At 72.2% G+C, this 23,766-nt stretch carries 22 protein-coding genes; 13 read left to right on the top strand and 9 right to left on the bottom strand.

Annotated features, from left to right (window positions below; all coding sequences use genetic code 11):
- The first annotated feature begins 40 nt into the window (after nt 1-40).
- Genes GUI43_RS05505 through GUI43_RS05495 form a run of 3 tightly spaced genes read left to right on the top strand, consistent with a single transcriptional unit; the run spans nt 41 to nt 2,188 of the window.
- On the top strand, nt 41-1,138 hold the full coding sequence (locus tag GUI43_RS05505) for an SRPBCC domain-containing protein (RefSeq protein ID WP_112698203.1): 1,098 nt from the start codon (nt 41-43) through the stop codon (nt 1,136-1,138).
- Nucleotides 1,139-1,151: 13 nt separating this feature from the next.
- The gene (locus GUI43_RS05500) at nt 1,152-1,781 is read left to right on the top strand and encodes a CG0192-related protein (protein WP_112698202.1); all 630 of its coding nucleotides are present in this window, start codon (nt 1,152-1,154) and stop codon (nt 1,779-1,781) included.
- Nucleotides 1,730-2,188, top strand: coding sequence for an MmcQ/YjbR family DNA-binding protein (locus tag GUI43_RS05495; RefSeq protein WP_244220584.1), 459 nt, complete (start codon nt 1,730-1,732; stop codon nt 2,186-2,188). The genes GUI43_RS05500 and GUI43_RS05495 overlap by 52 nt, the downstream gene beginning before the upstream one ends.
- A 41-nt stretch (nt 2,189-2,229) precedes the next feature.
- Here the strand turns inward: GUI43_RS05495 and GUI43_RS05490 are convergent, their stop codons facing one another.
- Entirely contained in the window at nt 2,230-4,266 is a 2,037-nt protein-coding gene (locus tag GUI43_RS05490) for a glycosyl hydrolase family 28-related protein (protein ID WP_112698201.1), read from the bottom strand.
- Nucleotides 4,267-4,485: 219 nt separating this feature from the next.
- Between GUI43_RS05490 and GUI43_RS05485 the strand changes: the two genes are divergently transcribed.
- From GUI43_RS05485 to GUI43_RS33740, 3 genes are all read left to right on the top strand, one after another.
- Entirely contained in the window at nt 4,486-5,580 is a 1,095-nt protein-coding gene (locus tag GUI43_RS05485; protein ID WP_112585445.1) for a PIN domain-containing protein, read from the top strand.
- Between the two features lie 277 nt (nt 5,581-5,857).
- Nucleotides 5,858-6,079 (top strand): hypothetical protein, encoded by a 222-nt coding sequence (locus GUI43_RS05480; RefSeq protein ID WP_030335934.1) that lies wholly within the window; start codon nt 5,858-5,860, stop codon nt 6,077-6,079.
- Nucleotides 6,080-6,463: 384 nt separating this feature from the next.
- Nucleotides 6,464-6,622 carry a hypothetical protein gene (locus GUI43_RS33740; RefSeq protein ID WP_167457729.1) on the top strand — a complete coding sequence of 53 codons (159 nt, stop codon included), beginning with the start codon at nt 6,464-6,466 and terminating at the stop codon, nt 6,620-6,622.
- 164 nt (nt 6,623-6,786) lie between these two features.
- Here the strand turns inward: GUI43_RS33740 and GUI43_RS05475 are convergent, their stop codons facing one another.
- The 4 genes from GUI43_RS05475 to GUI43_RS05460 form a co-directional block, all read right to left on the bottom strand.
- The gene (locus GUI43_RS05475; protein WP_112698200.1) at nt 6,787-7,335 is read right to left on the bottom strand and encodes a DUF1062 domain-containing protein; all 549 of its coding nucleotides are present in this window, start codon (nt 7,333-7,335) and stop codon (nt 6,787-6,789) included.
- Nucleotides 7,336-7,573: 238 nt separating this feature from the next.
- On the bottom strand, nt 7,574-8,635 hold the full coding sequence (locus GUI43_RS05470) for a Gfo/Idh/MocA family oxidoreductase (RefSeq protein ID WP_112698199.1): 1,062 nt from the start codon (nt 8,633-8,635) through the stop codon (nt 7,574-7,576).
- 102 nt (nt 8,636-8,737) lie between these two features.
- A complete protein-coding gene (locus GUI43_RS05465) occupies nt 8,738-9,403 on the bottom strand; it encodes a response regulator transcription factor (RefSeq protein ID WP_112698198.1) in 666 nt (221 codons plus the stop codon).
- Entirely contained in the window at nt 9,391-10,683 is a 1,293-nt protein-coding gene (locus GUI43_RS05460) for a sensor histidine kinase (protein WP_112585453.1), read from the bottom strand. Before GUI43_RS05460 ends, GUI43_RS05465 begins: the two co-directional genes overlap by 13 nt.
- Nucleotides 10,684-10,845: 162 nt before the next feature.
- Between GUI43_RS05460 and GUI43_RS05455 the strand changes: the two genes are divergently transcribed.
- The 3 genes from GUI43_RS05455 to GUI43_RS05445 all read left to right on the top strand — a co-directional run bounded on the left by GUI43_RS05455 (nt 10,846) and on the right by GUI43_RS05445 (nt 14,011).
- On the top strand, nt 10,846-11,541 hold the full coding sequence (locus GUI43_RS05455) for an SDR family NAD(P)-dependent oxidoreductase (protein ID WP_170158681.1): 696 nt from the start codon (nt 10,846-10,848) through the stop codon (nt 11,539-11,541).
- Complete coding sequence (locus GUI43_RS05450) at nt 11,535-13,169, top strand: MFS transporter (RefSeq protein ID WP_112698196.1); 1,635 nt, start codon at nt 11,535-11,537, stop codon at nt 13,167-13,169. Before GUI43_RS05455 ends, GUI43_RS05450 begins: the two co-directional genes overlap by 7 nt.
- Nucleotides 13,170-13,243: 74 nt before the next feature.
- On the top strand, nt 13,244-14,011 hold the full coding sequence (locus tag GUI43_RS05445; protein ID WP_112585459.1) for a TetR/AcrR family transcriptional regulator: 768 nt from the start codon (nt 13,244-13,246) through the stop codon (nt 14,009-14,011).
- A gap of 25 nt (nt 14,012-14,036) precedes the next feature.
- On the opposite strand, the gene GUI43_RS05440 is transcribed toward GUI43_RS05445, so the two are convergent.
- Nucleotides 14,037-14,858, bottom strand: coding sequence for a helix-turn-helix transcriptional regulator (locus GUI43_RS05440; protein WP_112698195.1), 822 nt, complete (start codon nt 14,856-14,858; stop codon nt 14,037-14,039).
- A gap of 131 nt (nt 14,859-14,989) precedes the next feature.
- On the opposite strand from GUI43_RS05440, the gene GUI43_RS05435 reads away from it, so the two are divergent.
- From GUI43_RS05435 to GUI43_RS05425, 3 genes are all read left to right on the top strand, one after another.
- Complete coding sequence (locus GUI43_RS05435) at nt 14,990-15,907, top strand: SDR family NAD(P)-dependent oxidoreductase (protein ID WP_112698194.1); 918 nt, start codon at nt 14,990-14,992, stop codon at nt 15,905-15,907.
- A 121-nt stretch (nt 15,908-16,028) separates the two neighbouring features.
- On the top strand, nt 16,029-17,231 hold the full coding sequence (locus GUI43_RS05430; RefSeq protein WP_167457727.1) for a low temperature requirement protein A: 1,203 nt from the start codon (nt 16,029-16,031) through the stop codon (nt 17,229-17,231).
- A 7-nt stretch (nt 17,232-17,238) separates the two neighbouring features.
- Complete coding sequence (locus GUI43_RS05425; protein WP_112601672.1) at nt 17,239-19,407, top strand: hypothetical protein; 2,169 nt, start codon at nt 17,239-17,241, stop codon at nt 19,405-19,407.
- A gap of 43 nt (nt 19,408-19,450) precedes the next feature.
- Here the strand turns inward: GUI43_RS05425 and GUI43_RS05420 are convergent, their stop codons facing one another.
- The 3 genes from GUI43_RS05420 to GUI43_RS05410 all read right to left on the bottom strand — a co-directional run bounded on the left by GUI43_RS05420 (nt 19,451) and on the right by GUI43_RS05410 (nt 21,540).
- Nucleotides 19,451-19,849, bottom strand: a complete 399-nt coding sequence (locus GUI43_RS05420) for a hypothetical protein (protein WP_112585469.1) — start codon at nt 19,847-19,849, stop codon at nt 19,451-19,453.
- The gene (locus GUI43_RS05415) at nt 19,846-20,295 is read right to left on the bottom strand and encodes a hypothetical protein (protein WP_112585471.1); all 450 of its coding nucleotides are present in this window, start codon (nt 20,293-20,295) and stop codon (nt 19,846-19,848) included. Before GUI43_RS05415 ends, GUI43_RS05420 begins: the two co-directional genes overlap by 4 nt.
- A gap of 366 nt (nt 20,296-20,661) precedes the next feature.
- Nucleotides 20,662-21,540: an alpha/beta fold hydrolase gene (locus GUI43_RS05410; RefSeq protein WP_112698192.1), complete on the bottom strand. Its 879-nt coding sequence runs from the start codon at nt 21,538-21,540 to the stop codon at nt 20,662-20,664.
- A 139-nt stretch (nt 21,541-21,679) separates the two neighbouring features.
- Between GUI43_RS05410 and GUI43_RS05405 the strand changes: the two genes are divergently transcribed.
- The coding region (locus tag GUI43_RS05405) for an ATP-binding protein (protein WP_146765864.1) at nt 21,680-23,766 on the top strand (2,087 nt) is incomplete at its 3' end.

The following is a 23,766-nucleotide window of genomic DNA, read 5'->3' as shown; positions in this document are numbered from 1 at the left end:
GCCGGAAGAGGCCGGTCGGGCAACCCGTTAGAGTCTCGCCGTGATCGAGATCGGTGCGCAGGTCGACCTGTCCCACCCGGCTGAGCGGGTCTGGCGCGCTCTGACCGATCGGGAGTTGCTCGGCCGGTGGTTCGCCGAGGCCGAGACTGTCGAGGGCGTAGCGGACCGGATGCTGCTGCACACCTCCGGTCTGCCCGGCTTCGAGGCCAACGTCGAGGTCGAGGTGACCGAGCGGCAGGAGCCGGACCTCCTCGTGCTGGCCTGCGACGAGGCCGGCCGGCTCAGCGAGCTGACCTGCACGGTCACGACCACGAAGCAGGGCTGCCGACTGGAGCTACGGGAGGTCAGCACGCACGGCGCGTGGTCCGCCGAGCAGCACGAGCCGCGCGAGCAACAGCTCCGGCAGGCGCTGACGGTACGGCTGCCGGCCATCCTCGACTGGCTCGCCTTCCAGCAGGTCGACCTGAGTCGGGCCGACGGTGGGATGACCGCGGAACTGCCGCTGATCGGCGTACGCGGCAGGGCCGACCGCAACCCCCGTCGGCGTCGCACGCTGGTCGCCGTGGTCGCCGGGGCCGTGCTGGTGGCGGGAACGGCGGCATGGGTGACGTTACCGCCCGACCCGAAGCCGGCCGCCGCGCCCGCACCGACCGCGACCGCGTCGCCTACCGTGACGGCCGGCACAGTTACCGTCGCCCCCACGGCGACCCCCTCGGCGCGCCCCTCCCGGACCACCGCGTCGGCGACCACCTCGCCGAGCCGGACCCCGTCGGCGAAGCCCTCGCGGACACCCGCGTCGGCTGCGCCACCTCCACCTCCACCACCGGCGCCCGTCACGGCCCGATACGAGACCGACTCCGACCGGCTGTTCGGCTACACCGGCGAGATCGTGGTCCGCAATCCCGGCGGCGCACCGGTGGCGGACTGGGCCGTGGTGGTCACCCTCGCCGAAGGCACCACAGTCGACGACGTCGACGGCGCGAACTGGCGACAGGACAAACAGGTGATCACCTTCACCGGAGCCGCCTTGGCGGCCGGGGGATCCCAGACGATCAGCTTCGACGTCCGCGACAGCCGGCCGAAGGCCCGGGAGCCGGAGAGCTGCACGATCGGCGGGCAACAGTGCGCGGGCCTCTGACTAGGCTGCCGTCATGGCACTGCTGCACAGGGCGACCCTGCACCCCACGAAGCTGGACCTGCTGACGGCCTGGCTCCCCGACCGACAGTGGTTCGCCGGACCGGCCGGCGTCGAGATGGTGATCCGGGGCGCCTACCGCTTCGACGACCCGGCCGGCGAGGTCGGCATCGAGACGATGCTGGTCGGTGCCGCGGACGGGCCGGTCCACCATGTCCCGCTCACCTACCGCGCCGCGCCCCTCGACGGTGCGGACGCCTGGCTGGTCGGCACCACCGAGCACTCGGTGCTCGGCCGGCGCTGGGTGTACGACGGCTGCGTCGACCCGGTGTACGCCGCCGCGCTCGCCCACGCCATCCTCACGGGCAGCGGCCAGGCGGAGCAGTACTTCGAGGTCGACGGCCGGCGCGAGCTGCGTGAGCCGACCATGACGGTCGTCGTCGACGGAGCCGGGGACGCCAACGTGACACCGGTCGGCGTCGTGCGTCGGGTGGTCGATGGGGACAGCACGCTCATCGACACCGACACTGCCGAGCTGGTCGTCGTCCGCCGTCCCGGCGCTGTCGACAGCGCCGGGGCCACCCTGCTCGGCAGATGGAACGGGCAACCGACGAGCGTGCCGCTGGCGTACGTGCGGGCGCGCTGACGTCCCGGTCGCCCGACCCGCTCGTCGCGGTCGACGGGAGGACCGGACGGCCGTACGGTCGGGACGTGGTCACCGTCGCCGATGTGCGGGCTCTCGCCCGAACGCTGCCGCGCAGTAGCGAGCACCTGATCCGGGACCGGGTGAAGTTCCGGGTTGGGTCGATGGTCTACGTCGCCTTCTCGCGGGACGAGGCGACGATGGGCTTCGCGTTCCCGAAGCAGGAGCGGGCCGGTCTGGTCGCCACCGACCCGGAGCTGTTCTTCCTGCCGGGAGAGGCCGACCTGCGCTTCCACTGGATGTGCTGCCACGCCGCGCGACTGGACCACGATCACATGACCGAGTTGGTCACCGAGGCGTGGCGGATGGTGGTGCCGAAGTTCCTGGCGCGGCAGCGGCTGGGCAGTTGACAGACGGTGGGCGGCCCGACTTGCCGGGCCGCCCACCGCTGTCACCACTGCGCCGGGGGCGGGGGCGGCGACATGGGCGGCCGGTCGTCGCAGGTGATGGTGTTGGGCAGCAGCCACGGCGCGAGCCACCCGCCGTCGTTACCGCCGAGGTCGGTCAGTGTGAACTCCGAACCGGCCGGGGTGAAGTGGAACGATCCGCAGTTGTTGACGCCGACCGCGCCGACGTTGCGGGCGTCCACGTTGGCGAACGAGGCGGACCCGGCCGCGCGGGCGCTGACCACCGAGGTGCCCGTGCCGTCGACCCGGACGTCCCGGAACCGCGCATCGGAGATCGAGTAGAGATCCTTAACCGGCCAGTCGCTGACCAGCATGATCGCGTTGTACGTGTTGTCCAGGTACGCGTCGCCGGTCACCTCGATGGGCGCCTCGATGCTGCGATCCAGGGCGAAGACCCAGATCGCGCCCAGTCCGATGTTCCAGTTCAGCTCGTACGTGCCGGCGCGGGCGGTGGTGTTGTTGGTGAACCGCAGGTGCCCGGTGAACGGCTCCGCGCCGAAGCGGGCCCCGGCGTGCAGGCCGCTGCCCTCGCGTACCGGGTCGGCGACCAGGTTGTGCGAGACCGTGGTGTCGGTGCCGCCGTAGATGGCGATGCCGTTGGCCAGGGTCGGTGACTGCACGGTGTTGTGGTCGAACGTGTTCCGTGCGTTGGCCGTCTTCTCCGACCACATCGCCAGGCCGTCGTCGCCGGTGTTGCGGACGAAGTTGTGCGACACGAGGGAGTCGGTCACGCCGGTGTGGAAGTTGAGCGCGTCGGCGATCTGGTCGACGATGATGTTGTTGGTGACCCGGACGTTGCGCATCGGGCCGTCGAACCACAGGCCCGCCTTGGTGTGGTGCAGGTAGAGCCCGTCGATGGTGGAGTCGCTCATCGCCCCACCGATCGCGTTGACCTGGTCGGTGTCGATGCGCTCCCGCACGTCGCCCTCGATGGCGAAGCCGGAGAGGTGCACGTTACGGCTGCCGCCGTCGGCGGCGTCGCGCCCGTAGAACCCGACTCCGGTGTGCACCGACCCGTCCGGCGCGGGCGTTGGCAGGGCGACCTCGCGGCCCTTGATGGTCGTGTACCAGTTGCCGGCGCCCTCGATGGTCACGTCGTCGACGATGATGTGCCGGTTGACCTGGTAGGTGCCCGGCGGGATGTACACCTTGAGGTGGGCGCGCCGAGCGAACGCGATGGCCCGGTCCAGCGCGTCGGCGGAATCCCGCCGGCCGGTGGGGTCGGCGCCGAACGCGAGCACGTTCGCGGCGAGCAGTCGGACGTGCGGCGGCGCTACCAACTCGGAGTCGAGCAGGTCGATGACAGTCCAGGCGGCGGCGCTACCGGGCGGCGCGGTGAGCCGGACCTTGTCGCCGGCCCGGTAGGTACGTCCGAGCAGCAGCCGCTGCTCGTCGTAGAAGTGGGTGGGCCGGAACGGCTTGTCGATGCTCGGGTACGGCGTAGTGGCCGACGGCACGCACTGGCACTCGGTGATCCACCAGTCCGGGTGCAGCAGCCCGGCCTGCGGGTCGTTGGTGAACGGGTACTGGTTGTAGAGCCACGAGTACTGCGACGTGAGCGTCATGGTGCGCAGGTGCTTGCCGTTGACGGCGACCCGCAGCGGCGCGGTGATCCCACCACCCTGCGGCGCGTCCGGGATGCTGTACCGCACGGTGATCCCGTTCGCCGCGCTGGGCAGGACGAACTCCACGTACTCCCCGGGGGTGAGCCGGACCGCGCGGCGGCCGGAAGCCTCCGCGGGCAACGTGTAGGCGGCCCGGTCGGGCCCGATGATCTCGCCGTTGGTGCGGGCGTTCTCCGCTTCCTGCTCGAGAAAGTCGACGTCCGCGCCGCGTCCGGCGACCAGCGCCGGGTCGAGGGCGGCCCGGGTGACCACCGGCTGCGCGTCGGCGGACGCGGGTGGACTGGCGGCGGCCGCGGTGGGCCCGGCGACCAGCACGGCGAGACCGGCCGCGAGCGCGACGGCGGTGCCGCTGGGCCGGCCGGGGCGTCCCCGCGCCGGCGTGAGGCTGCGAAACATCGGTGACCCTCCTGGGTGGGTGGTGGTGGAGGTCCGCCCGGCGTTCCCCCGACGCCCGACATTGATCGTCATGATGCAGCACCGGACAGGGCACTGCAAGACGCCTATCGAACAACGAAAATAAACGACTTTCAGGCCGCAAGAAATGGACGGTCGTCGAGTTGAGGTGTCGCGCGTCGCCCGCCCCGACCAGCTCACGCCCGGCGTAGGCTGATCCGCGTGGATCAAGAAGACCGGATTGCCCTCTTCCTCGACTACGAGAACCTCGCGTTGGGCGCGCGCGACCATCGCGGCGGCGCGGCCTTCGACTTCCGGCCCATCGCCGACGCGCTGGCCGAACGAGGTCGGGTGGTGGTCCGCCGGGCGTACGCCGACTGGTCCTACTTCGACGAGGACCGCCGCATGCTCACCCGCTCCCACGTCGAGCTGATCGAGATTCCACAGCGGATGGGCGCGTCCCGTAAGAACGCCGCGGACATCAAGATGGCAGTCGACGCGATCGAGTTGGCGTTCGAACGCGACTACATCTCCACCTTCGTGATCTGTAGTGGTGACAGCGACTTCACCCCGCTGGTGCACAAGCTGCGCGAGCTGAACAAGCGGGTCATCGGCGTCGGGGTCGAGGGGTCCACCTCGGGGCTGCTTCCCCCGGCGTGCGACGAGTTCCTGTACTACGACCGCTTGGAGGGCGTGGACATCCCGCCGGCCCGTGGCCGGCGCGCTCGTCCCACCACCCGGCAGGCCGGCGCGGAGCAACGCCCACCCGAGCCGGAGCGGGAGCACGAGCCGGAGGTGGACCGTCGGCCGGCGGGGGAGGAGCCCGGCCGCGACGTGGACGCCCTCGCCGTGCTCGTCGCCCAGTCGGTCGCCGGGTTGCAGGGCAGTGCCAACGGTGAGGTCACCGCCTCCCGGCTCAAGCGCACCCTGCTGCGCAAGGACCCCACCTTCAGCGAGTCCGACTACGGCTTCCGTACCTTCGGCGAACTGCTGCGCCACCTCGCCGAGCGCAACGTGATCGAGCTGGGCGAGGGGCCGGCGAAGGGTGACCCCGAGGTCTCGCTGCCCGAGCACGGCGACCGCGAGGTGGCGTTCGGCCTACTCCGGGGCGTCGTGGCGGACCTTGGTAGTGGCGGGAACCCGGTGGCGTTGTCCGGGTTGAAGAACCAGGTACGCCGGGCCCGCCCCGACTTCAGCGAAAAGAAGCTCGGCTACCGCAGCTTCCTGCAGTTCTGCAAGGCCGCCGCCACCGCAGGCGTACTGGACCTGCGCTGGAGCCCCGAAGCCGACGACTACCTCCTGACAACCCAAACCTGACCCCCAACCCTTCTCGTGTTGATCAAGAGGTTTGCGTCACCGGGAACGCGATTCGTGACGCGAACCTCTTGATCAACATCGGCTGGGGGTTGGAGTTGCGGGGAGGGTGCAGAGTGGGGCGGGGTTCCTGATTCGCAAGTCAGGAGCGGGAGAACCGCCCGTTATGGTTTCGAACCGTCAACGGTTGGCCCGAAATGCGCCTGGATTGTCGCCCTTGCCCCGGTCCGGGCATACCTGCGCCGTACCCTCGGCGCGGGAATTGCTATACGGTCGGCGAATGAAGGTGGAGGAGCACTGGTGGAACGGAGACACGACCCCGCGCGGGCGCCGGGACGTGTACATCCGTACTGACGGGCAGGGTTGGGAGGTCCGCGCCCAGATCGGTGGGGCGTCGGGTCGTGAGCGGGTGCAGCAGTGCCCAAGCCGGGCCTCGGCGGCCATCCTCGCCGACGCCTGGCGCGGCACCCACCCATCCTGGCGCGAGCTAAAGCAGCGCTGATCCGGCACCGGGCCGGGTCGGCAACGCTCCCGGGCTCCAGCCCGGCGCGCCCGCCGACCGGCCCGGCGCTCGGTACGTTGGTCCGCCGAAAGCGCTCAGCGGTACAGCCGCCGACTACCTCCAACGCACAGGTCACCGCCCTCTGAAGCATGACGGAAGCAACGTCTGCCAGAGGCGCCAATGCCGAATCCAGTCGCCGGCAGTCGTCGCGTGCTTGGCACTCGACGCAGCCGCCAGCTCGCCACGGCCTCTCAAGAGCCCGACTCCAGTGCGTACCCAGCACCCGTTCGGCCGTATCTGACCAAGGGATCGTGGCTCCCTCCGTGTCTCCGCCCTCAGGTCGGGTACACGTGGGTCTGCCTGTCGCGCCGGATGGAGGTCCCCATGTCGCACGGTCCCGACGAGGAGAACCCCAGGATCGACGATGAGGCCCGGGAGGCCGAGCGTCGGCTCGCCAACCTGCCCAAGACGTCGGACGACGCGCTCACCGACGACGACGCCCGCGCGCCGGACGACGCTCGCTCCGAGAAGAACGCCGACTGAGGCTACCGAAACCATGATCCACTCGGTTTCCGTGAAATTGCGGTGTTGGAGGCGGTCCAACCCCCCGCTTTCACGGAAACCGAGTCGATCAAAGTGCTGGCCAACCATGCCGCTGCCATCGGGGCCTGTCCGGCCGGACGCCGGACAGGCCCCGATGGCGGGGGTCAGCGCTTCAGCGTGAAGGTGAAGTCCCCGGAGAGCTTGCCGCTCAACCGGAACGCCGAAACGATCTTCCCCTCCGCGATCAGTCGGTCGACCTCGCCCCGCGACACACCGCAACCCTCTGCGATCAGTCGGGTCGGCCGGACCGGGATCCGTGCCGCGTTGCGGACCGCGACGTCGATCACGTCGAGGTCCAGGTGATCAGATCCACCGGTGTCGAGACGCCAGGCGTCGGTCCAGTCCAGGGCGAATCGGTTTTGGTGCTGGACGGCCGGATCCTGAAGCAGTTCAGCGGTCAGGCCGGGGTCGTTGGCATGGAGCCGGTCCAGCAGTTCGGGTGGGATGGAGCGCACCGTCATCCGTTCCAGGACGGTGAGCTTGGCCGTCTCCCCGCAGGCGGTGCAGAGCGCGAGCAGCCAGACGTCGAGGAGCTTGTGGTTGGCGTTGACACGGAACTTGCCGCTCGCCCGGAGGCGTTGGGACGCGCACGCGTGGCAACGGCGGCGAACGATGGGCAGGCAGGTGGGCACGACGGCCCAATTTTTGAGCACAGAAGTACACCGGTCTCAGTGAGAAGTCCGCAGCAAAAAGGAGCGCGGCGCAACTGCGCGACGCGCGACAGATCAGCTCTCGGGAGGTCTCACAGGGTGTACAACGGCACGTCCTTGCCTAGACGACCTGGTTGCGCAGCACGGTAACGGCGCACGGCGGCGCCGCTCCACTGGTTTTCGCGTACGCGTCAGGAGCCCGGGTGGCGGGAGGTGTCGAGCGGTCGGGGGTCCGCCCCGGTCAGGTGGTCGGGACCGGCAGGACCACGCCCTCGGCCGCCGACCGGTGGGCCAGCTCGATCAACTCGACAGTGTGGACGGAGTCCCGGGGGTCCACCGGCATCGGCGTGCCGTCGCGCAGCGCAGCGGCCACCTGGGCGTAGAAGCTCTGGTACGCGCCGGGTTCGGTCGGCACCGGCCGCAGGTCACCGTCGACGCCGAGCAGGCCGTAGCGGTCCGACGGGACCTCGCCCCAGCCCGGCTGGTCCGGTCGGCCACCGTCGTGCAGCGCCGCCTCCTGCACGTCCAGCCCGTAGCTGGTGTAGCCGGCCCGATCGCCCAACACCCGCAGGCGTGGCCCGAGTTGAGCGGTCACCGCACCCATCCACAGGTGCGAGTGGACCCCGTTGGCGTGGGTCAACGCCACGAAGGCGTCGTCGTCGACGGCCGCCCCCGCGCGGCGACGGTCCACCTCCGCGTAGACCCGGTCGACACTGCCGAACAGCTGCACCGCCTGGTCGACGAGGTGGGCGCCGAGGTCGAAGAGGGCGCCGCCGGCCTCCTCCGGACCGGCGAGCTCCCGCCAGCCCGGCTTGATCGTCGGACGGAACCGCTCGAACCGGGACTCGAAGCGCAGCACCTGCCCCAACTCGCCCTGCTCGACCAGGCGGCGGACGGTCAGGAAGTCGCCGTCCCAGCGCCGGTTCTGAAAGACAGTCAGCGGCACCCCACGCTCGGTCGCCTCGTCGATCAGCACGCGGCCCTCCGCGGCGGTCGGGGAGAGGGGCTTGTCGACGACGACCGGCAGGCCGGCGGCGAGTGCCGCGCGCGCCATCGGCACGTGCTGCCGGTTCGGCGTCGCCACCACGACCAGGTCCAGGGCGTCCGGGGTACGCCACAGCTCGTCGGCGTCGTCGACCAGGCGGGCGTCCGGGAAGTGCTGTCGGGCCTGCTCGCGTCGCTGCGGATCACGGGTCACGATGGCGTCGAGCCGCAGCCCGGGGGTCGCGGCGATCAGCGGGGCGTGGAACACCCGGCCCGCCAGCCCGTACCCCAGCAGACCAACCCGCAGCGCCTTCGCCATGCCGTGCCCCCGTCTCCCTGGTCCGCGCCCTGACCTGGCGTCGGTACCGCTGAGAAGAATCTACGCCGGGGGCGGTCGGGCCCGATCCCGGCCCGGCGCCGGTCAGGTCACCGGGTCGGCGCGCAGGTACGTGAGGACGGCGAGCACCCGACGGTTGGTGTCGTCGCTGGGTGGCAGGTCGAGCTTGAGCAGGATGTTGCCGACGTGCTTGCCGACCGCCGCCTCGCTGACGTGCAGCCGGCCGGCGATCGACGCGTTGGACCGCCCCTCGGCGAGCAGCGCCAACACCTCGCGTTCCCGGGCGGACAGTGCGGCGAGCGGGTCGCGGGGGCGGTGCAGAAGTTGTCGGACCACGTCCGGGTCGATGGCGGTGCCGCCCTCGGCGACCCGGCGCAGCGTGTCGACGAACTCGGTGACCTCGGCGACCCGGTCCTTGAGCAGGTAGCCGACGCGTTGGCCGTCGCCGCTGTCCAGCAGCGCCGCCGCGTACCCGGTCTGCACGTACTGGCTGAGCACCACGACCGGGAGGTCAGGTCGCTCGGTGCGCAGCGTGACGGCCGCGCGCAGCCCGTCGTCGCGGCGGCCCGGCGGCATCCGGATGTCGGTCAGCACCAGGTCCGGTTGGTGGTCGCGGGCCGCCGCCAGCAGGTCCGGTGCGGAGCCGACGGCCGCGCAGACCGTGAAGTCGAAGCGGGTCAGCAGCGCGACCAGACCCTCCCGCAGCAGCACCTCGTCCTCGGCGAGCACCACCCGGGTCACCGACGACATGGCAGCTCCACCCGGACCACTGTAGGCCCGCCGGGCGGGCTGGACAGCAGCAGCCGGCCGTCCACGGCGGCGACACGGTCGGCGAGCCCGGTCAGGCCGGTGCCCCGGGCCGGGTCGGCGCCGCCGTGACCGTCGTCGGTCACCTCGACGACGAGGTCACCGCCTGCGCGGGTGAGGCGTACGTCGGCGCGGGTCGCCTGGGCGTGCCGGGCCACGTTGCCCAGCGCCTCGGAGACCACGAAGTAGGCGGTGGTCTCCACGATCTCCGGCAGTTCGTCGTGCAGGTCGGCGTGCACGGCGACCGGGATGGTGGCGGCGTCGGCCAGCTCGCGTACGGCGCCGGCCAGGCCGAGGTCGGTGAGGCTCTGCGGGCGGATGCCGTGCACCAACTGCCGCAGCATCACCATCAGGCCCCGGGCCTGGTCGTGCGCCACGGCGAGTGGTCGGGAGGCGGGGGAGTCCTCGGGTACGTCCAGCCGGGCCAGCCCCAGCTGGAGGGTGAGGCTGGTGAGCCGGGGCTGTGCGCCGTCGTGCAGGTCGCGCTCGATGCGGCGGCGTTCGGCCTCGTACGCGCCGACCAGTCGGGTGCGGGAGCGGGTGACCTCGCGCAGCGCCGCCGCGTCCACCGGGTGGGCCAGCAACCACCGGGCCACGGCTGCCTGGACGGCGGCGAGCAGACCGATGGCGTACCAGAGCACCGGGATCAGCAGCACCCCGACGATCGCGTACGGAATGGCTTCGCCGGTGCTGTCGATCGGCTGCCAGATCACCACCGGCTGGTTGGCGTCGCCGGCCAGCCAGGGGCTGGAGATCATTCCGAGGTCGAGCAGTACCAGCACCAGGAACACCCAGTACGCGACCGGCGTGAACCCGCCCAGCCAGAACAGGTACGCCACCTCCCGCCAGGTCGCGGCGCTGCGGTAGCGGGCGACCAGGCCCGGCCACGGCGACGAGGCCAGCGGACGACCGTCGACGAGCCCGACCCGCCACCGCTCGACGACGGCCACCGGGAAGCTCACGAGCGGGGCCAACGCCAACAGGGTGAGGCTGCCGGTCGCCAGGAACAGCATCAGCGCGATGCTCGGCGGTCGGCCGTGCTGTCGGAGCCCGTTGGCGGCGGCCAGCAGGGGGGCGCCGATGACGAGCAGCCCGACGCCGAGCACGCCGGCGATCGGCACGGTGGTCACCAGGTAGGCCAGCGCGCGCCAGGGCCACGCGGAGATCAGCCAGCGGCGGCGGCGTAGCGCCTCGGCCAGGTGCGAACTGTGTTCCGTGGTCATGCAGCAGACGCTAATCGGGAGCGAATGGGTGCCCCAGCCGTCCAGATCCACTCTTCGGGGTATGCCCAGCACTACCGGCGAACGGGTGTGCGGGGTCCGGAAACGGGAAGAACGCGCCGTCGCGCGGCCCGCGTGACCTGTGCCGGCGACGGCTGGAGAGACATGGGTGCCAGAACCTTCGTGGTGGTCGGCGGGACCAGCGGTCTCGGCCTCGCGGTGGCCCGACTGCTCGTCGACGAGCATCAGGTAGTGGTGTTCGGCGACGAGCAGGCCGAGGTCGCCGCCGTGACCGACGAGCTGGGTTGCGACGGCGCGGTCTGCGACGTCTCCTCCTACGAGCAGGTCCGCGACGGGCTCGCCGAGGTGGTCGAGCGCTACGGCACCATCGACGGGGTGGCGGCCTGCGCCTCGATGTGGGCGGGCGGCGACCTGGGGGACCTGTCGGTGGAACACATCCGCCGGGCCGTGGAGGTCAACGTTCTGGGCATCACGTACCTGCTGCGGGAGGCGGTGCGGCACCTGCACCGACAGGGCCACGGCAACGTCGTCTACATCGGCGCGCTGGCGCTGGCGGCGCCCCGGCCCGGCATCCCCGTCTACCGGGCCACCAAGAGCTACGGCAACAGCCTGGTCGATTCGCTGGCCGAGGCCCAGCACAGCAACCGGGTCAAGGTGATGCAGCTGCATCCCGGGCCGATGCCGACGCGGCTACAGGAACGGGTGGGTGCCGAGTTCCTGGACAAGGTGTACGCCATGCCCGAACAGGTCGCCACCGAGGTCGTCCGGTTGCTGCTGCTCGAACCCGACGACCTCTACGTCTCGGGTGAGCGCGTGTTGCGCGCGGACGGGCGGTGGTGACGGCCGCAGCCGGACCCGCCGACCGTCCGGCCTCGGCCTGGGCACCGCTGCGTACGGCGGTCTACCGCAACCTGTGGCTGGCCCTGCTCGCCGCCAACATCGGCACCTGGATGCAGACCGTCGGCGCGCAGTGGCTGCTGATCAACCACTCCAACGCCTCCACCCTTGTCGCGTTGGTGCAGACCGCCAGTCTGCTGCCGGTCCTGCTGCTGGCGTTGCCCGCCGGGGTGCTGGCCGACAGCTTCGACCGCCGGCACCTGTTGATCGCCGTGCAGCTGTTCCTGGTGGCGGTGGCGGTGGCGTTGACCCTGCTCACCCTGGCCGGCCGGATGCCGCCGGCGCTGCTGCTGACCCTCACCTTCGCGTTCGGGGTCGGACAGGCGCTGACCCTGCCGGCCTGGGCGGCGGTGATTCCGGAGCTTGTGCCGCAGGACCAACTGCGGTCGGCGTCCGCGCTCGGTTCGATAAGCGTGAACGTCGCGAGGGCGCTCGGGCCCGCGGTGGCCGGCGTGCTGATCGCCCGTACCGGCGTCGCCCCGGTCTTCGGCATCAACGCGGTCGCATTCGCGATCTTCGCGTACGCGCTGTGGCGCTGGCGGCCCGGTAACGCCCGCGCGGTCGACGTGCCCGAGCGGTTCACCGCCGCGCTGCGGGCCGGTAGCCGCTACGTACGCCACTCGCCGACCGTCCGCCGGCTGTTGCGCCGGGCGCTGGTCTTCGTGGTCCCGGCCAGCGCGCTCTGGGCGCTGCTGCCGTTGGTGGCGAGTCGGCGGCTGGGGCTGGGCTCCGGCGGGTACGGGGTGCTGCTGGCCGCCCTCGGCGTGGGCGCCATCGCGGGTGGCGTGCTGCTGGCCGTGATCCGCACGCGACTGTCGGCGAACCAGTTGCTGCTGATCGCCGGGGCGCTGTTCACAGTGGCGCTGACAGTGGTCGGCACCGTGCGGGCGGTGCCGCTGGTACTGCTCGCCCTGCTGCCCGCCGGGATGGCCTGGGTGACGGTGCTGGCCAACGTCAACGCCGAGATGCAGCTCTTCCTGCCCAGCTGGGTACGAGCCCGGGGCCTGGCCGTCTACCAGGTGTGCTTCGCCGGTGGGCAGGCGGTCGGCGCGCTGCTCTGGGGGTTGGTGGCCGACATGGCCGGGCTGGTCCTCGCGTACCTGGCGGCGGCGGCGCTGATGCTGGTCGGCACCGTGACGAGTCGGATCTGGCCGCTGCCGGACCTGCGGTCGGTGGACCGGGAACCGGCGGCCTACTGGCCGCAGCTGCACCTGGCGCACGAGCCGGACCCGGGGGTGGGGCCGGTGCTGGTGACGGTGCAGTACACCGTCCGGCCGGAGCGGACCCAACGGTTCCTGGCGGCGATGGACCTGGTGCGTGGCGCGCGGCAGCGGACCGGCGCGATGCGCTGGGGGCTGTTCCGCCCGGCCGAGACGGCGGACCGGTTCGTCGAGGTGTATCTGGTGCCGTCCTGGGACGAGCACCTGCGCCAGCACGGTGGCCGGTTGACCGGTGAGGACCGCGCGGCCGAGCAACGGGCCCGGGAGCTGACCGACGGGGAGCCGGAGGTCCGACACCTGGTGCCCGCCGCCGCCGGTCCGACGCTGTCCGACGACCGCGAGGCGCTCTGACGGCGTACGGGGCGAGCGAGAGCAGGCCGGCGCGGTCGTACGGCGTACGGCCTCGTTGTTAGGATGGCCGCACCATGGCGAGTGAGCGCAAGGCGACCGCGGACCCGGCCCGCAGCCTGGCCCTTCTCTGGCGCACCCGCGAGCCGACCAGCCGCAGCGCCGGTCCAGCGCTCAGCGTCGACCGGATCGTCCGGGTCGCGATGGACATCGCCGACGCCGAGGGGCTCGACGCGCTGACCATGCGCCGGGTCGGTGAGGCGCTGGGGGTCGGCACGATGTCGGTCTACACCTACGTGCCGGGCAAGGCCGAACTCGTCGCCGTCATGATCGACACTGCGTACGGCGAGATGCCGCGCCCTGTCGTCGAGGGCGACTGGCGGACCAGGCTGGAACGGATCGCCCGCGACAATCTGGCGCTCTACCAACGGCATCCGTGGATGCTGCGGGCCGAGACGACCCGACCGGTGCTCGGTCCGCACCTGATGGCCAAGTACGACTACGAGCTCGGCGCGATCGTCGACATCGGGCTCACCGACGTCGAGGTCGACGCGGTGCTCACCCTCGTGCTGGGTCACGTGAAGAGCGCCGCCCGGGCCGCCTCCGAGGTGGTCGACCTGGAGCGCGAGACCGGCATGACCGACGGTCAGTGGTGGCAGTCGCACGCGCCCTGGCTGGAGACCTTCCTGAAGCCCGGCGCCTACCCGACCGCGTCCCGGGTCGGCACCGCCGCCGGCCAGCAGCACGGCGCCGCGTACGGCCCGGAGTACGCGTTCGAGTTCGGTCTGCAACGCGTCCTCGACGGGATCTCGGTGGTGGTCGCCGAGCGGGCGGCCAACCGATAGCGGGCCCGCTTCGGGGACGGCGACGCTAGCGCGGTGCCGCCCGTCGAGCCAGCCGGGCCAGCGAGCGCGCCGACGGGCTGCCCGGCTCGGCGTGATAGACGACCAGCGACTGGGTGGTGCCGCTGATCGCGAGCTTCTCGTAGCGCAGCGCCAACTCGCCCAGCTCCGGGTGCTGGAACACCCGCACCCCGCCGCCCGCGCGGGCCGTGACGTCGTGACGGGCCCACAAACGCCGAAACCGCTCGCTGCCGGCCGTCAGCTCCTCCACCAGCTCGATGAGGCGGGGGTCGTCCACCTCGGGGCCGACCTGTGCGCGCAGGCCGGCCACCGCGTTGGCCGCGACCCCCGTCAGAGCCGGGTAGAGCGCCGGCACGCTCTGGTCGAGGAAGACCGCGCGCAGCAGGTTCACCCCAGCGGTGAAGATCGGCGCCAGCGCGGTCGCGGCGGGGTTGGCGAAGAGCACGTCCAGGTGTCGACCGTGCACGAAGGCCGGCGTCTCGGCCCACGAACCGACCAACTGCCGGATGCCCACCGGCACCCGCTCCGAGGGTCGCGCCGTCCGCCGGGCCGGCACCGGCCGGGCCAGGCCGTGCAGGTGCGCCGCGGCGTCCGCGTCCAGCCTCAGCGCGCGGGCCAGCGCCTCGACCACCTGCGTCGACGGGTGCCGGTCACGCCCCTGCTCCAACCGCAGGTAGTAGTCGGCGCTGATGCCGGCGAGCAGGGCCGCCTCCTCGCGCCGCAGGCCGGGCACCCGCCGACGGCCGTGCGCGGGCAGGCCGACGTCACCCGGCCCGATCAGCTCGCGCCGGGCACGCAGGTATTCGCCCAGCGGGCCGGCCGTGCTCACCCGCCCATCGTAGGAGCCGCCACCGACCGCCCAGCCTGGTCCTGCCACTACCAGGAAAAGCAGGGAACCGGCTAACGCCTGCCACCGGGGTGACAGTGTCGGAGTAAGGGTGATCGAGAGACGGGACAGCAATGACAGAGCGCATCACGACCCCCTTCGGTTTCGCCTCGACCGCCGACGAGGTCATCGCCGGGGTGGACCTGAGCGGCAAGCGGGCCATCATCACCGGCGGCGCCGCCGGTATCGGCATCGAGACGGCCCGTTCGCTCGCCGCTGCCGGCGCCGAGGTCGTGCTCGGGGTCCGCCGGGTCGCGGCGGGTGAGCAGGCCGCCGCCGACATCGCGGCCAGCATCGGCGCGGAGCGGGTCACCGTCCGCGCGCTGGACCTGGCCGACCAGACCTCGGTACGCCAGTTCGTCGCCGGCTGGGACCAGCCGCTGCACATCCTCGTCAACAACGCGGGCATCATGGCGCTGCCCGAGCTGGAGCGCACCGCCGAGGGCTGGGAGATGCAGTTCGCCACCAACTTCATGGGGCACTTCGCGTTGACCGTCGGCCTGCACAACGCCCTCGCCGCAGCCGACGGTGCCCGGGTGGTGTCGGTCAGCTCCAGCGGCAACCTCTTCTCCCCGGTGATCTTCGATGACCTGCACTTCGCGTTCCGGCCCTACGACCCGCTGCTGGCCTACGGTCAGTCCAAGAGCGCCGAGGCCCTGCTCGCCGTGGAAGCCACCCGCCGCTGGGCCGACGAGGGGATCTACTCCAACGCGCTGAACCCGGGCGCGATCGCCACCGGGTTGCAGAAGCACACCGGTGGGCTCAAGTCGCCCAAGGAGATGCACAAGACCCCGCAACAGGGTGCGGCGACCTCGGTGCTGCTCGCGGCCTCCCCGTTGCTGGACGGCATTGGCGGCCGCTACTTCGAGGACTGCGCCGAGGCCCCGGTCGTCACCGATCGGCCCGCCGACTACAGCGGCGTGGCCGCGTACGCGGTCGACCCGGGCAACGCCGAGCGGCTCTGGGCCGTGGCATCCGACCTGATCTCCTAGCGCGGCGTCACCGGCTGCCGCCGACCACGACGGCCCGGCTCGGCGGAACCGACCCGGGCCCGGCGGTCCGGGTGGTACGACTGGGGCGGCGGTGGCAGCTGCGGGCCGGGGAAGGATGGCGATGGCGGGCGGGCTTCCGGGACGGCTGCTGCTCCGGCGGGAGAACCCGGGCAAGGCGTCGTTCCTGGAACTCTTCTTCGACCTGGCGTTCATCTTCGCGCTGACCCGGTTGTCCCGGGCGCTGCTCGACGACCCCAGCTTCAACGGTGGTTTCCAGACGCTGCTGATGCTGGCGGCGCTCTGGTGGGTGTGGTTCGTGACCGCCTGGTCGGCGGACTGGTTCGACCCCCGGGCTCCGCTGATCGTCACCCTGCTGCTCTGGACGATGTTCGGCGGCCTGCTGATGGCCGCGGCCGTACCCACCGTGTTCGACGGACACGCCATGGTGTTCGCCGTCGCCTACGTGGCCATCCACCTGGGTCGGGCGGCGATCCTGATCCCCGCCCTGCGGGGGCACCCGCTACAGGTGCGGAGCCTGCGGGTTGCGGTCTGGTTCGCGATCTCCGGTGTGCTCTGGGTGGTCGGGGCGGCCGTCACCCCGGCCCGGGAGGTGCTCTGGGCGCTCGCCCTCGTCATGGAGTACTCCCTGGCGCGGCTGCGCTGGCCGTTCCCGTGGCTCGGACGCAGCACCTGGCCGGAACTTCAGGTGAACGGAACACACCTCTCCGAGCGGTACCAACAGATCTTCATCATCGCCCTGGGTGAGCTGATCCTGATCGCCGGCGTCACCTACAGCGGGTCCGGCCTGGACCGGGACAGCACTGTGGCCTTCGCCCTGGCGTTCGTGACGGCGGTGGCCCTCGCCCGGCTCTACCTGGTGCCCGCCGGCAGCCGGCTGGGCGCGAGAATCGAGGCGGAGGGCCCGCCCGGCAGCAAGTTGACGCTGATGGCGGGCTACCTGCACCTCGTCATGATCGCTGGTGTGCTGGCCACCTCGGTGGCCATGGAGATGACGATCGACCATCCGGGAGAATACGAAACGGGGCAGACGACAGTGGGCGTCATCGGCCCCGCGTTGTTCCTGAGCGCCCGGATCCTGCTCGCGGCGGTGGTCGACGGCAGCTGGCCCTGGGCGCGTCTGGTCGGTGTGCCGGCGATCATCGTGGGCGGGCTGGCGACAGTGCGGTCTCCGCAACTGGTCAACAGCGCCGTCGTCGCCGGGGTACTGCTGCTGATCGTCCTGTTCGACGCGATGCCGGCACTGCGGCGGTCCGTGCACGAGCCCGGGGAGAGCGACGCACCCCACAAGCGGCGACACGGATAGCGCCCCGATGCCTGAGGGAAGACAGCGGCACGGCGACCAACCGCGACGACACGACGTGGTGGAGTTGCGGGTGCACGGCGTGTCCGGGGCGGACCCGACGGTCATCCTCGACCAGCCGCAGGTCCGGCAGGTCGCCGGCGACGGCAGCGGGGGCTTCCACCGTGCCACCCGGTCGGACGACATCGGCCCGGACGAGCTGACGCTGGAGGCGTACCGCTGGGGTGACCTGCCCTCGGGCACCGTCGGACGGACCCTCGCCATGGTCTTCCTGCTGCCGTTCATGCTCGCCAACGTGGCCGTGTGGATGCGCCCCACCGGCCGCCGCCGCGCCGTCGCGGTCAGCGTGCTGTGTCGGCTCCTCGCGCTCAACCTGACAGTGCTGTACGTGGTGTCCATCGCCGGAGTGGCCCTCGACCTGCTCGCCTGGCGGTGTCTCGGTGCGGCCCGCTGCCGCCCGCCCTTCGACACCATGGCCGGGCTCGACGGTCGGAACGTCGGGCAGCGGCTGGCCGTGCTGGCGCTCCTGCCGATCGCCGCCATAGCGGTCCTGCGCCTCCTCGGAACCCGTCGGTCCGGCCCGGCCGACAACCCACTGTGGGCCGTGGAGCCGCTGGTGCACCGGTTGCGCGCGATCCACGTGGCCGCCGCGCTCGCCGTACTCAATGTCGTGCTGCTCACGGCCCGTCGCGCCAGCGGCGCGACGTTCTCCACGACGCTGCTGCTGGCGCTCAGCGCGGCGGTGTTGCTGGCCTGCGTCGGTCTGCTCGCCGCTCCGGGGATGATCGACCGGGCGGCGACCGCCCGAACGGCGACCTGGACCGCCCGCACGGCGGGCACGGTGTCTGCCGTCCTGAGCGTGGCGACCCTCGTCACCGTGGCGAGCGACCGGCGCGACTGGTCGTCGGCGGCCGAACTTCCCGGCTACGGCGGGATCGCCGGCGCGGCTCTGTTGGGCCAGATGACGTCGCTGGTGCTGCTCAGCGTGGTGGTGCTGTGGCAGCGCGGTCGGGTGGGCGGCCGGTCCGCGCTGCCGGGTGGCCTGGGCGCGGCGGTCCTCGCCGCCCTCGCGGTCGGCCTGGCTGGCGCGCTCTCCGCCGGCCTCGTCTACCAGATGGGGGATTTGCTCGGCGGCTACCGCGGTGATGGTGGGCCACCGTTGCCGTACCGCTGGACGCTGCTGGCCTTCTTCCTGCACGTGGTCGCGGCGGTGCTGCTGTGCGGCGCGTTGACCGTCGTGTCGCGGCGGCGCCGGCTGCGTGCGGCTGCGGCGATCACCGCTCGTGACTTCCCGGTCGTGCCAGCGGAGGCGGTCGGCAGGTTACGGCTGACGACGAAGACCATCGCCCGGGCGCGGTTCACCGAGTGGTTGGGTCCGCTGGCCGCCACGTACGCGGCGCTCGCGGTGGTCGGACTGGCCACGAGTCTGGTGGGGCGTAGCGGGCGCGAACCGGAGGACCTGACCCGGCAACTGCTCGGGCTGCCGGCCGGAGCCGTCCAGATGGGGCTCAGCGGGGGTAGCTACCTTGTCGCCGCGTTGCTGCTCACGCTGGTGACCGGTGGCGTGTTCGCCTATCGGACCGCGTGGTTTCGCCGACACGTCGGCATCCTGTGGGACCTGGGCACCTTCTGGCCCCGGGCCGCGCACCCGTTCGCCCCGCCGAGCTACGCCGACCGCGCGGTGCCGGAACTGGCCGACCGGATCAGCCAACTGGCCGAGCGGCACGTCGGGGTTCTGCTCTGTGGGCACAGCCACGGGTCCGCGCTGCTCGCTCTCGCGGTGCTGCGGCTGCCCCCGCGCGTACGTCGACGGGTCGCGCTGCTCACCTACGGGTCACCGCTGGACCGCCTGTACGCCCGGCTCTTTCCGGCCTACCTCAACGAGGAGGTGCTGCGTGACGTGGGGGAGCGGGTCGAGTGGCGGTGGCTCAACCTCTGGCGGGACACCGACCCGGTCGGCGGCTGGGTCTTCGCCGCACACCGCCCCGGCGATCCATCACCGGACCCGACCGATCCGGCGGGCCAGGTCGACCGGCGGTTGCGGGACCCACCGGACCTGCTGCCGGCGCCGGGGGAGCGGTCAGCGCCGCCGCTGCGGGGGCACCATCCGGGCGAGACCGACCCCGAGTTCCGGGCGGCGGTGCGCGAACTCGCCGAACGCCTCCGCGGTGCCGGCTGAGCCGGCCGATCGTGGGGCGGGCGGTGCGGGGACACCACCGCGGTCAACGGTCCATCTCGGGAATCCGGTCCGACTCTGCCACCGTCGCTCGGACCTTGCGCAGCGTGGCGTCGGGGGCACGGATCGCGGCGCGCCAGCGGTCCAGCGTCCGGGTGAGCACCCGGACCACGAACTGCAACTGGTTGACCTGTTCGCGGAGCGTGCCCAGCTCGGACCGGGCGCTGAACGCCTCGCCCTCCAACTGGGTGATCCGCGTCTGCAACGGCTGCACGAGCGTGAGGGCGGCCTCGGTGAGCGTGTCGGCGGCATCGGCCTTGAACTTGCCCCGCTGCACCACGACGGTGGCGATAGCGGCGAGGCCGGTGCCTCCGCCGAGGATGCCGAGCACGCTGAGCGTCACCTGCACCCAGTGCGGTGCAGCCGGTGCGGGTGCGGTGATCACGTAACACCTGCCTGCAACTGTTCGTAGGTCACAAATTCGCACGCTCGGGCCAGGCGACGAAGGTCGATGGCGATCTGCGCGGCCCGCCAGAGCGACCCGACCGTCACCGCCATCACGAACGACGCCGCGACGATGGAAGATCGGCCCGACATGACCAGCACGGCTACCGCGTACATGCCGGTGATCGTGCCGAGCACCAGCACCGACGCGAGTTCGAGGCCGAGCCCGGTGGAGAGCCGGCCGGGCCACAGGATGCCCAGTAGTCCACCGACGCCCACCGCGATCAGACCCAGTTCCCAGGCGACCTGGATGGGCCCCGGCATCGACGTCTGAACGGACGTCGGCCGGACATCGAGGGTCATCATCAGAATGCCGCAGAGCGGTGCCGCGGCCAGCACAGCGATCTCGTACGGCTGGTGGCGGGATCGGATTCGTAGGGTTCCCACGGCAACTCCTTGGTCGAGGACCGGCGTCCGGCAGCGCCCGGTGGACCAGTGCCGTTCGGTGGGTCGCGACGGCGAGCCGCGGTCCGTGCGGCGGAGCCCAGTGGTGCGTTGCCTGTGGACGGTCGTTGGGCGAGAAGATGGAGCGACTCGACGTCGTTGGCTGCCGGTATCTGCCTGTGTATCACCGATGACGGGTTGCCGTCCACCTCGTGCAACGTCGCGTTACCGCAGGTCAAGGCCCATTACTGGCTGGTTTGTGGGCTGTGGGACGGGTGCGGCGCGACGACCCGGCCACACAGCCACCCGGTGACAAGGAGTGTCGGATATCTTGCCCAGGGTGACAGTGGTGGCCGGGTCGCCGATCGATCAACGGGCGAGCAGGGCGCGCAGCGCCCGGAGCACCTCGGCCGGGGCCTCCTCCGCCATGAAGTGTCCGCAGGTGACCGTCTGGTGGTCCAGGTCGGGTGCCCAGGCCCGCCACACCGCCGCCGCGTCGTAGCCCAGCGCCGCGCCCCAGTCCTGCTGGAGCACAGTCACCGGCATCCGCAGTTGGTTGCCGGCCGCCCGGTCAGCGGCGTCGTGGGCCACGTCGATCCCGGCGGACGCCCGATAGTCGGCGACGATCGAGGGAACGGCGTCGCGGGACGCGCGCAGGTACGCGGCCCGCACCTCCGCCGGCAGGGCCTCCGGATCACGGGTCCAGACGTCCAGGAAGTGACCGAAGAAGGCGTCCGGGCTGCCGGCGATCAGCTCCTCGGGCAGGCCGGGCGGCTGCGCCATCAGGTAGAGGTGAAACGCCACCGCGGCGCTGGCGCCGTGCAGCACGTCCCACATGTCCAGGGTGGGTAGCACGTCGAGCAGGGCCAGCTGACTGACCGCCGCCGGATGGTCGAGGCCGGCGCGGAACGCGACCAGGGCGCCCCGGTCGTGCCCGGCCAACGCGAACCGATCGTGACCGAGCGCGCCGGCCAGCGCCACGATGTCGGCGGCCATGGTGCGCTTGGCGTACCCGGTGCCGTCGGTGTCGAGGGGCTTGTCGCTGTCGCCGTAGCCGCGCAGGTCGGGGCAGATGACCGTGTGGTCGGCGGCCAGATCGGCGGCGACGTGCCGCCACATGAGGTGGGTCTGCGGAAAGCCGTGCAACAGCACGATCGCCGGCCCGGAACCGCCCACGGCGGCGTTGAGCGTCACCCCGTCGGCGACGGTGACGCGTCGGTAGTCGAATCCGTTGATCTTCGGGTCCACGGGGGAACCTTCCTGGTGAGCAGTGCCGGCGAGGGCGGAGGCCCGTCGCCGTCGTACCTCACCGAGCCTGTCCGGCGGTGATCAGCAGCCGGTCAGCGTCGGATCAGTGCCGGCCGGGCCACGGGCCTAGATTGGTGCCATGACCAGGCAGCTGACGGCGCCCGTCGCGGTGACCTTCGGCGTACTCGGGCCGGTGATCGCCGCGACCGAGCGCGGCCCGGTCCCCCTGCGGGGGCACCGGCAGCGCCTGGTGCTCGGCCGGCTGTTGATCGCCCACGGTCGGGTGGTGCCGGTGGATCGTCTCGTCGACGACCTGTGGGAGGTCGCACCGGACGGCGCGGTGGGCGCGATCCGGACCTTCGTCGCCGACCTGCGCCGGGCCCTGGAGCCCGACAGACCACCCCGGCAGCCGCCCCGGATCCTGGTCACCGAGCCGCCCGGGTACGCGCTGAAGGCCGCCCCGGACGCTGTCGACGCCGGACAGTTCGAGGCGGCCGTCGCCGAGGCGGGCCGGCTGCTGGCGGCCGGGCGTCCCGCGCCGGCCCTGACCGCGCTGGAGTCGGCGCTCGGGCTCTGGCGCGGGCCCGCGTACGCCGACTGCGCCAACGAGTCCTGGGCCTTCGCGGAGATCAACCGGCTGGACGAGCTGCGGATGCTCGCCGTCGAGCGGCGGGCAGAGGCGCTCCTGGCGGTGGGCCGACCGGACGAGGCGGCCGCGGACCTACCGGCACACCTGGCCAGCCATCCGCTGCGCGAGGACGCCTGGCGACTGCTCGCGACGGCCCGGTACCGCGCCGGCCGGCAGGGCGACGCGCTGGCCGCGCTGCGGGAAGCCCGCCACGTCCTGGTGACCGAGCTGGGCGTGGACCCGGGGCCCGAGCTGCGACGGCTGGAAGCCGACATCCTGGCCCAGGCGCCGCACCTCGCCCCGGCCGTCGACCGGGCCGTCACCACCGGCCTCGGGGAACCCGTTCGACAAGTCCAGGCGGAGCAGCGCCCGTTCGTGGGCCGCGACGCGGAGCTGGAACTGCTGCGGCGCGCCGCCGAGGCCGCGTCCCGCCGCCGCCAGCCCACGCTCGCCCTGCTCAGCGGCGACCCGGGCGCCGGCAAGACGGCACTGGCCGAGGCCCTGACCCGGCGACTGGCCGCCGAGGGCTGGACCACGGCGTGGGGACGCAGCCCGGAGTACGAGGGCGCTCCGCCAGCGTGGCCGTGGACCCAGATCACCGACGCGCTCGCCGGGCCGGCCGCCCCCGTCGTCGCCCCCGCCGCCGCCGACTCGGAAGACGGCTCGGCTGACGGCTCGGCTGACCCCGCCACCGTGCGGTTCCGTCGACACCGCGCGGTGGCCTCGCTGATCTCGGCGGTCGCCGACCGGGAGCCGGTCCTGCTGGTCCTCGACGACCTGCACCGCGCCGACGGTGACACCCTGGACCTGCTGACCGCACTGCTCACCGGCCCGCAGCCGGCCGGCGGGCCGGTGCTGATCCTCGGCACCTACCGGGCCACCGAGATCAGCCCGGAGCTGACCGCCACCCTGGCCCGCGCCGCCGGGCTGGAGCCGGTCCGGGAGTATCTTGCCGGGCTGCCCGCGTCGGCGACCGGCGAGCTGGCCGGCGCCATCGTCGGGTCGGAACTGGACCAGTCCACCGCCCGGTCGATCCATCAGCGCAGCGGCGGTAACCCGTTCTTCGTCCGCGAACTGGCCCAGCTGTACGCGAGCACGGGGCAGGCGGGGTTGGCCGCCGTACCGCCTGGGGTACGCGACGTGATCCGGCACCGGTTGGCGCAGCTGCCGACCTCGACCCGTACCGTGCTGCGGCAGGCGGCCGTGCTCGGCCGGGACCTCGACCCGGACGTGCTGGGCGTGTTGGCCGGTGACCCGACGACAGCGCTGGACGCCGTGGACCGCGCCCTGGCAGCCGGGTTCCTCACCGAACGGGAGTCCGACGGGCGGCTGCGCTTCACCCACATCCTGGTCCGCGACACGCTCTACGCCGACCTGTCCGCGCCGCGCCGCGCCGCCTGGCACGCGGCCGTCGCCGAGGTGCTGCGACAGCGGGAACCCGTCGAGCCGGCTGCCCTCGCGTACCACCTGCTGCGCGCCGGCGGGCCGGTCCACGCCGCCGAGGCGTCGACGTACGCCCGGGTGGCGGCCGAGCGGGCCGAACGGGGCGGCAACCCCCACGAGGCGGCCCGCCTGTGGGGCCAGGCGATCGACGCGTA

The organism is Micromonospora noduli, assembly GCF_003264365.1.
Classification (GTDB): Bacteria; Actinomycetota; Actinomycetes; order Mycobacteriales; family Micromonosporaceae; genus Micromonospora; species Micromonospora noduli.
The sequence above is the reverse complement of the archived record's forward strand: the minus strand, read 5'-3'. Positions and strand labels throughout refer to the sequence as shown.

Coding starts and splice junctions, on each gene's coding strand:
- GUI43_RS05500 (WP_112698202.1), top strand. CDS start 1,152: ATGGCACTGCTGCACAGGGCGACCCTGCACCCCACGAAGCTGGACCTG.
- GUI43_RS05495 (WP_244220584.1), top strand. CDS start 1,730: ATGGAACGGGCAACCGACGAGCGTGCCGCTGGCGTACGTGCGGGCGCG.
- GUI43_RS05490 (WP_112698201.1), bottom strand. CDS start 4,266: ATGTTTCGCAGCCTCACGCCGGCGCGGGGACGCCCCGGCCGGCCCAGC.
- GUI43_RS05480 (WP_030335934.1), top strand. CDS start 5,858: ATGAAGGTGGAGGAGCACTGGTGGAACGGAGACACGACCCCGCGCGGG.
- GUI43_RS33740 (WP_167457729.1), top strand. CDS start 6,464: ATGTCGCACGGTCCCGACGAGGAGAACCCCAGGATCGACGATGAGGCC.
- GUI43_RS05470 (WP_112698199.1), bottom strand. CDS start 8,635: ATGGCGAAGGCGCTGCGGGTTGGTCTGCTGGGGTACGGGCTGGCGGGC.
- GUI43_RS05465 (WP_112698198.1), bottom strand. CDS start 9,403: ATGTCGTCGGTGACCCGGGTGGTGCTCGCCGAGGACGAGGTGCTGCTG.
- GUI43_RS05460 (WP_112585453.1), bottom strand. CDS start 10,683: ATGACCACGGAACACAGTTCGCACCTGGCCGAGGCGCTACGCCGCCGC.
- GUI43_RS05455 (WP_170158681.1), top strand. CDS start 10,846: ATGGGTGCCAGAACCTTCGTGGTGGTCGGCGGGACCAGCGGTCTCGGC.
- GUI43_RS05445 (WP_112585459.1), top strand. CDS start 13,244: ATGGCGAGTGAGCGCAAGGCGACCGCGGACCCGGCCCGCAGCCTGGCC.
- GUI43_RS05435 (WP_112698194.1), top strand. CDS start 14,990: ATGACAGAGCGCATCACGACCCCCTTCGGTTTCGCCTCGACCGCCGAC.
- GUI43_RS05430 (WP_167457727.1), top strand. CDS start 16,029: ATGGCGGGCGGGCTTCCGGGACGGCTGCTGCTCCGGCGGGAGAACCCG.
- GUI43_RS05425 (WP_112601672.1), top strand. CDS start 17,239: ATGCCTGAGGGAAGACAGCGGCACGGCGACCAACCGCGACGACACGAC.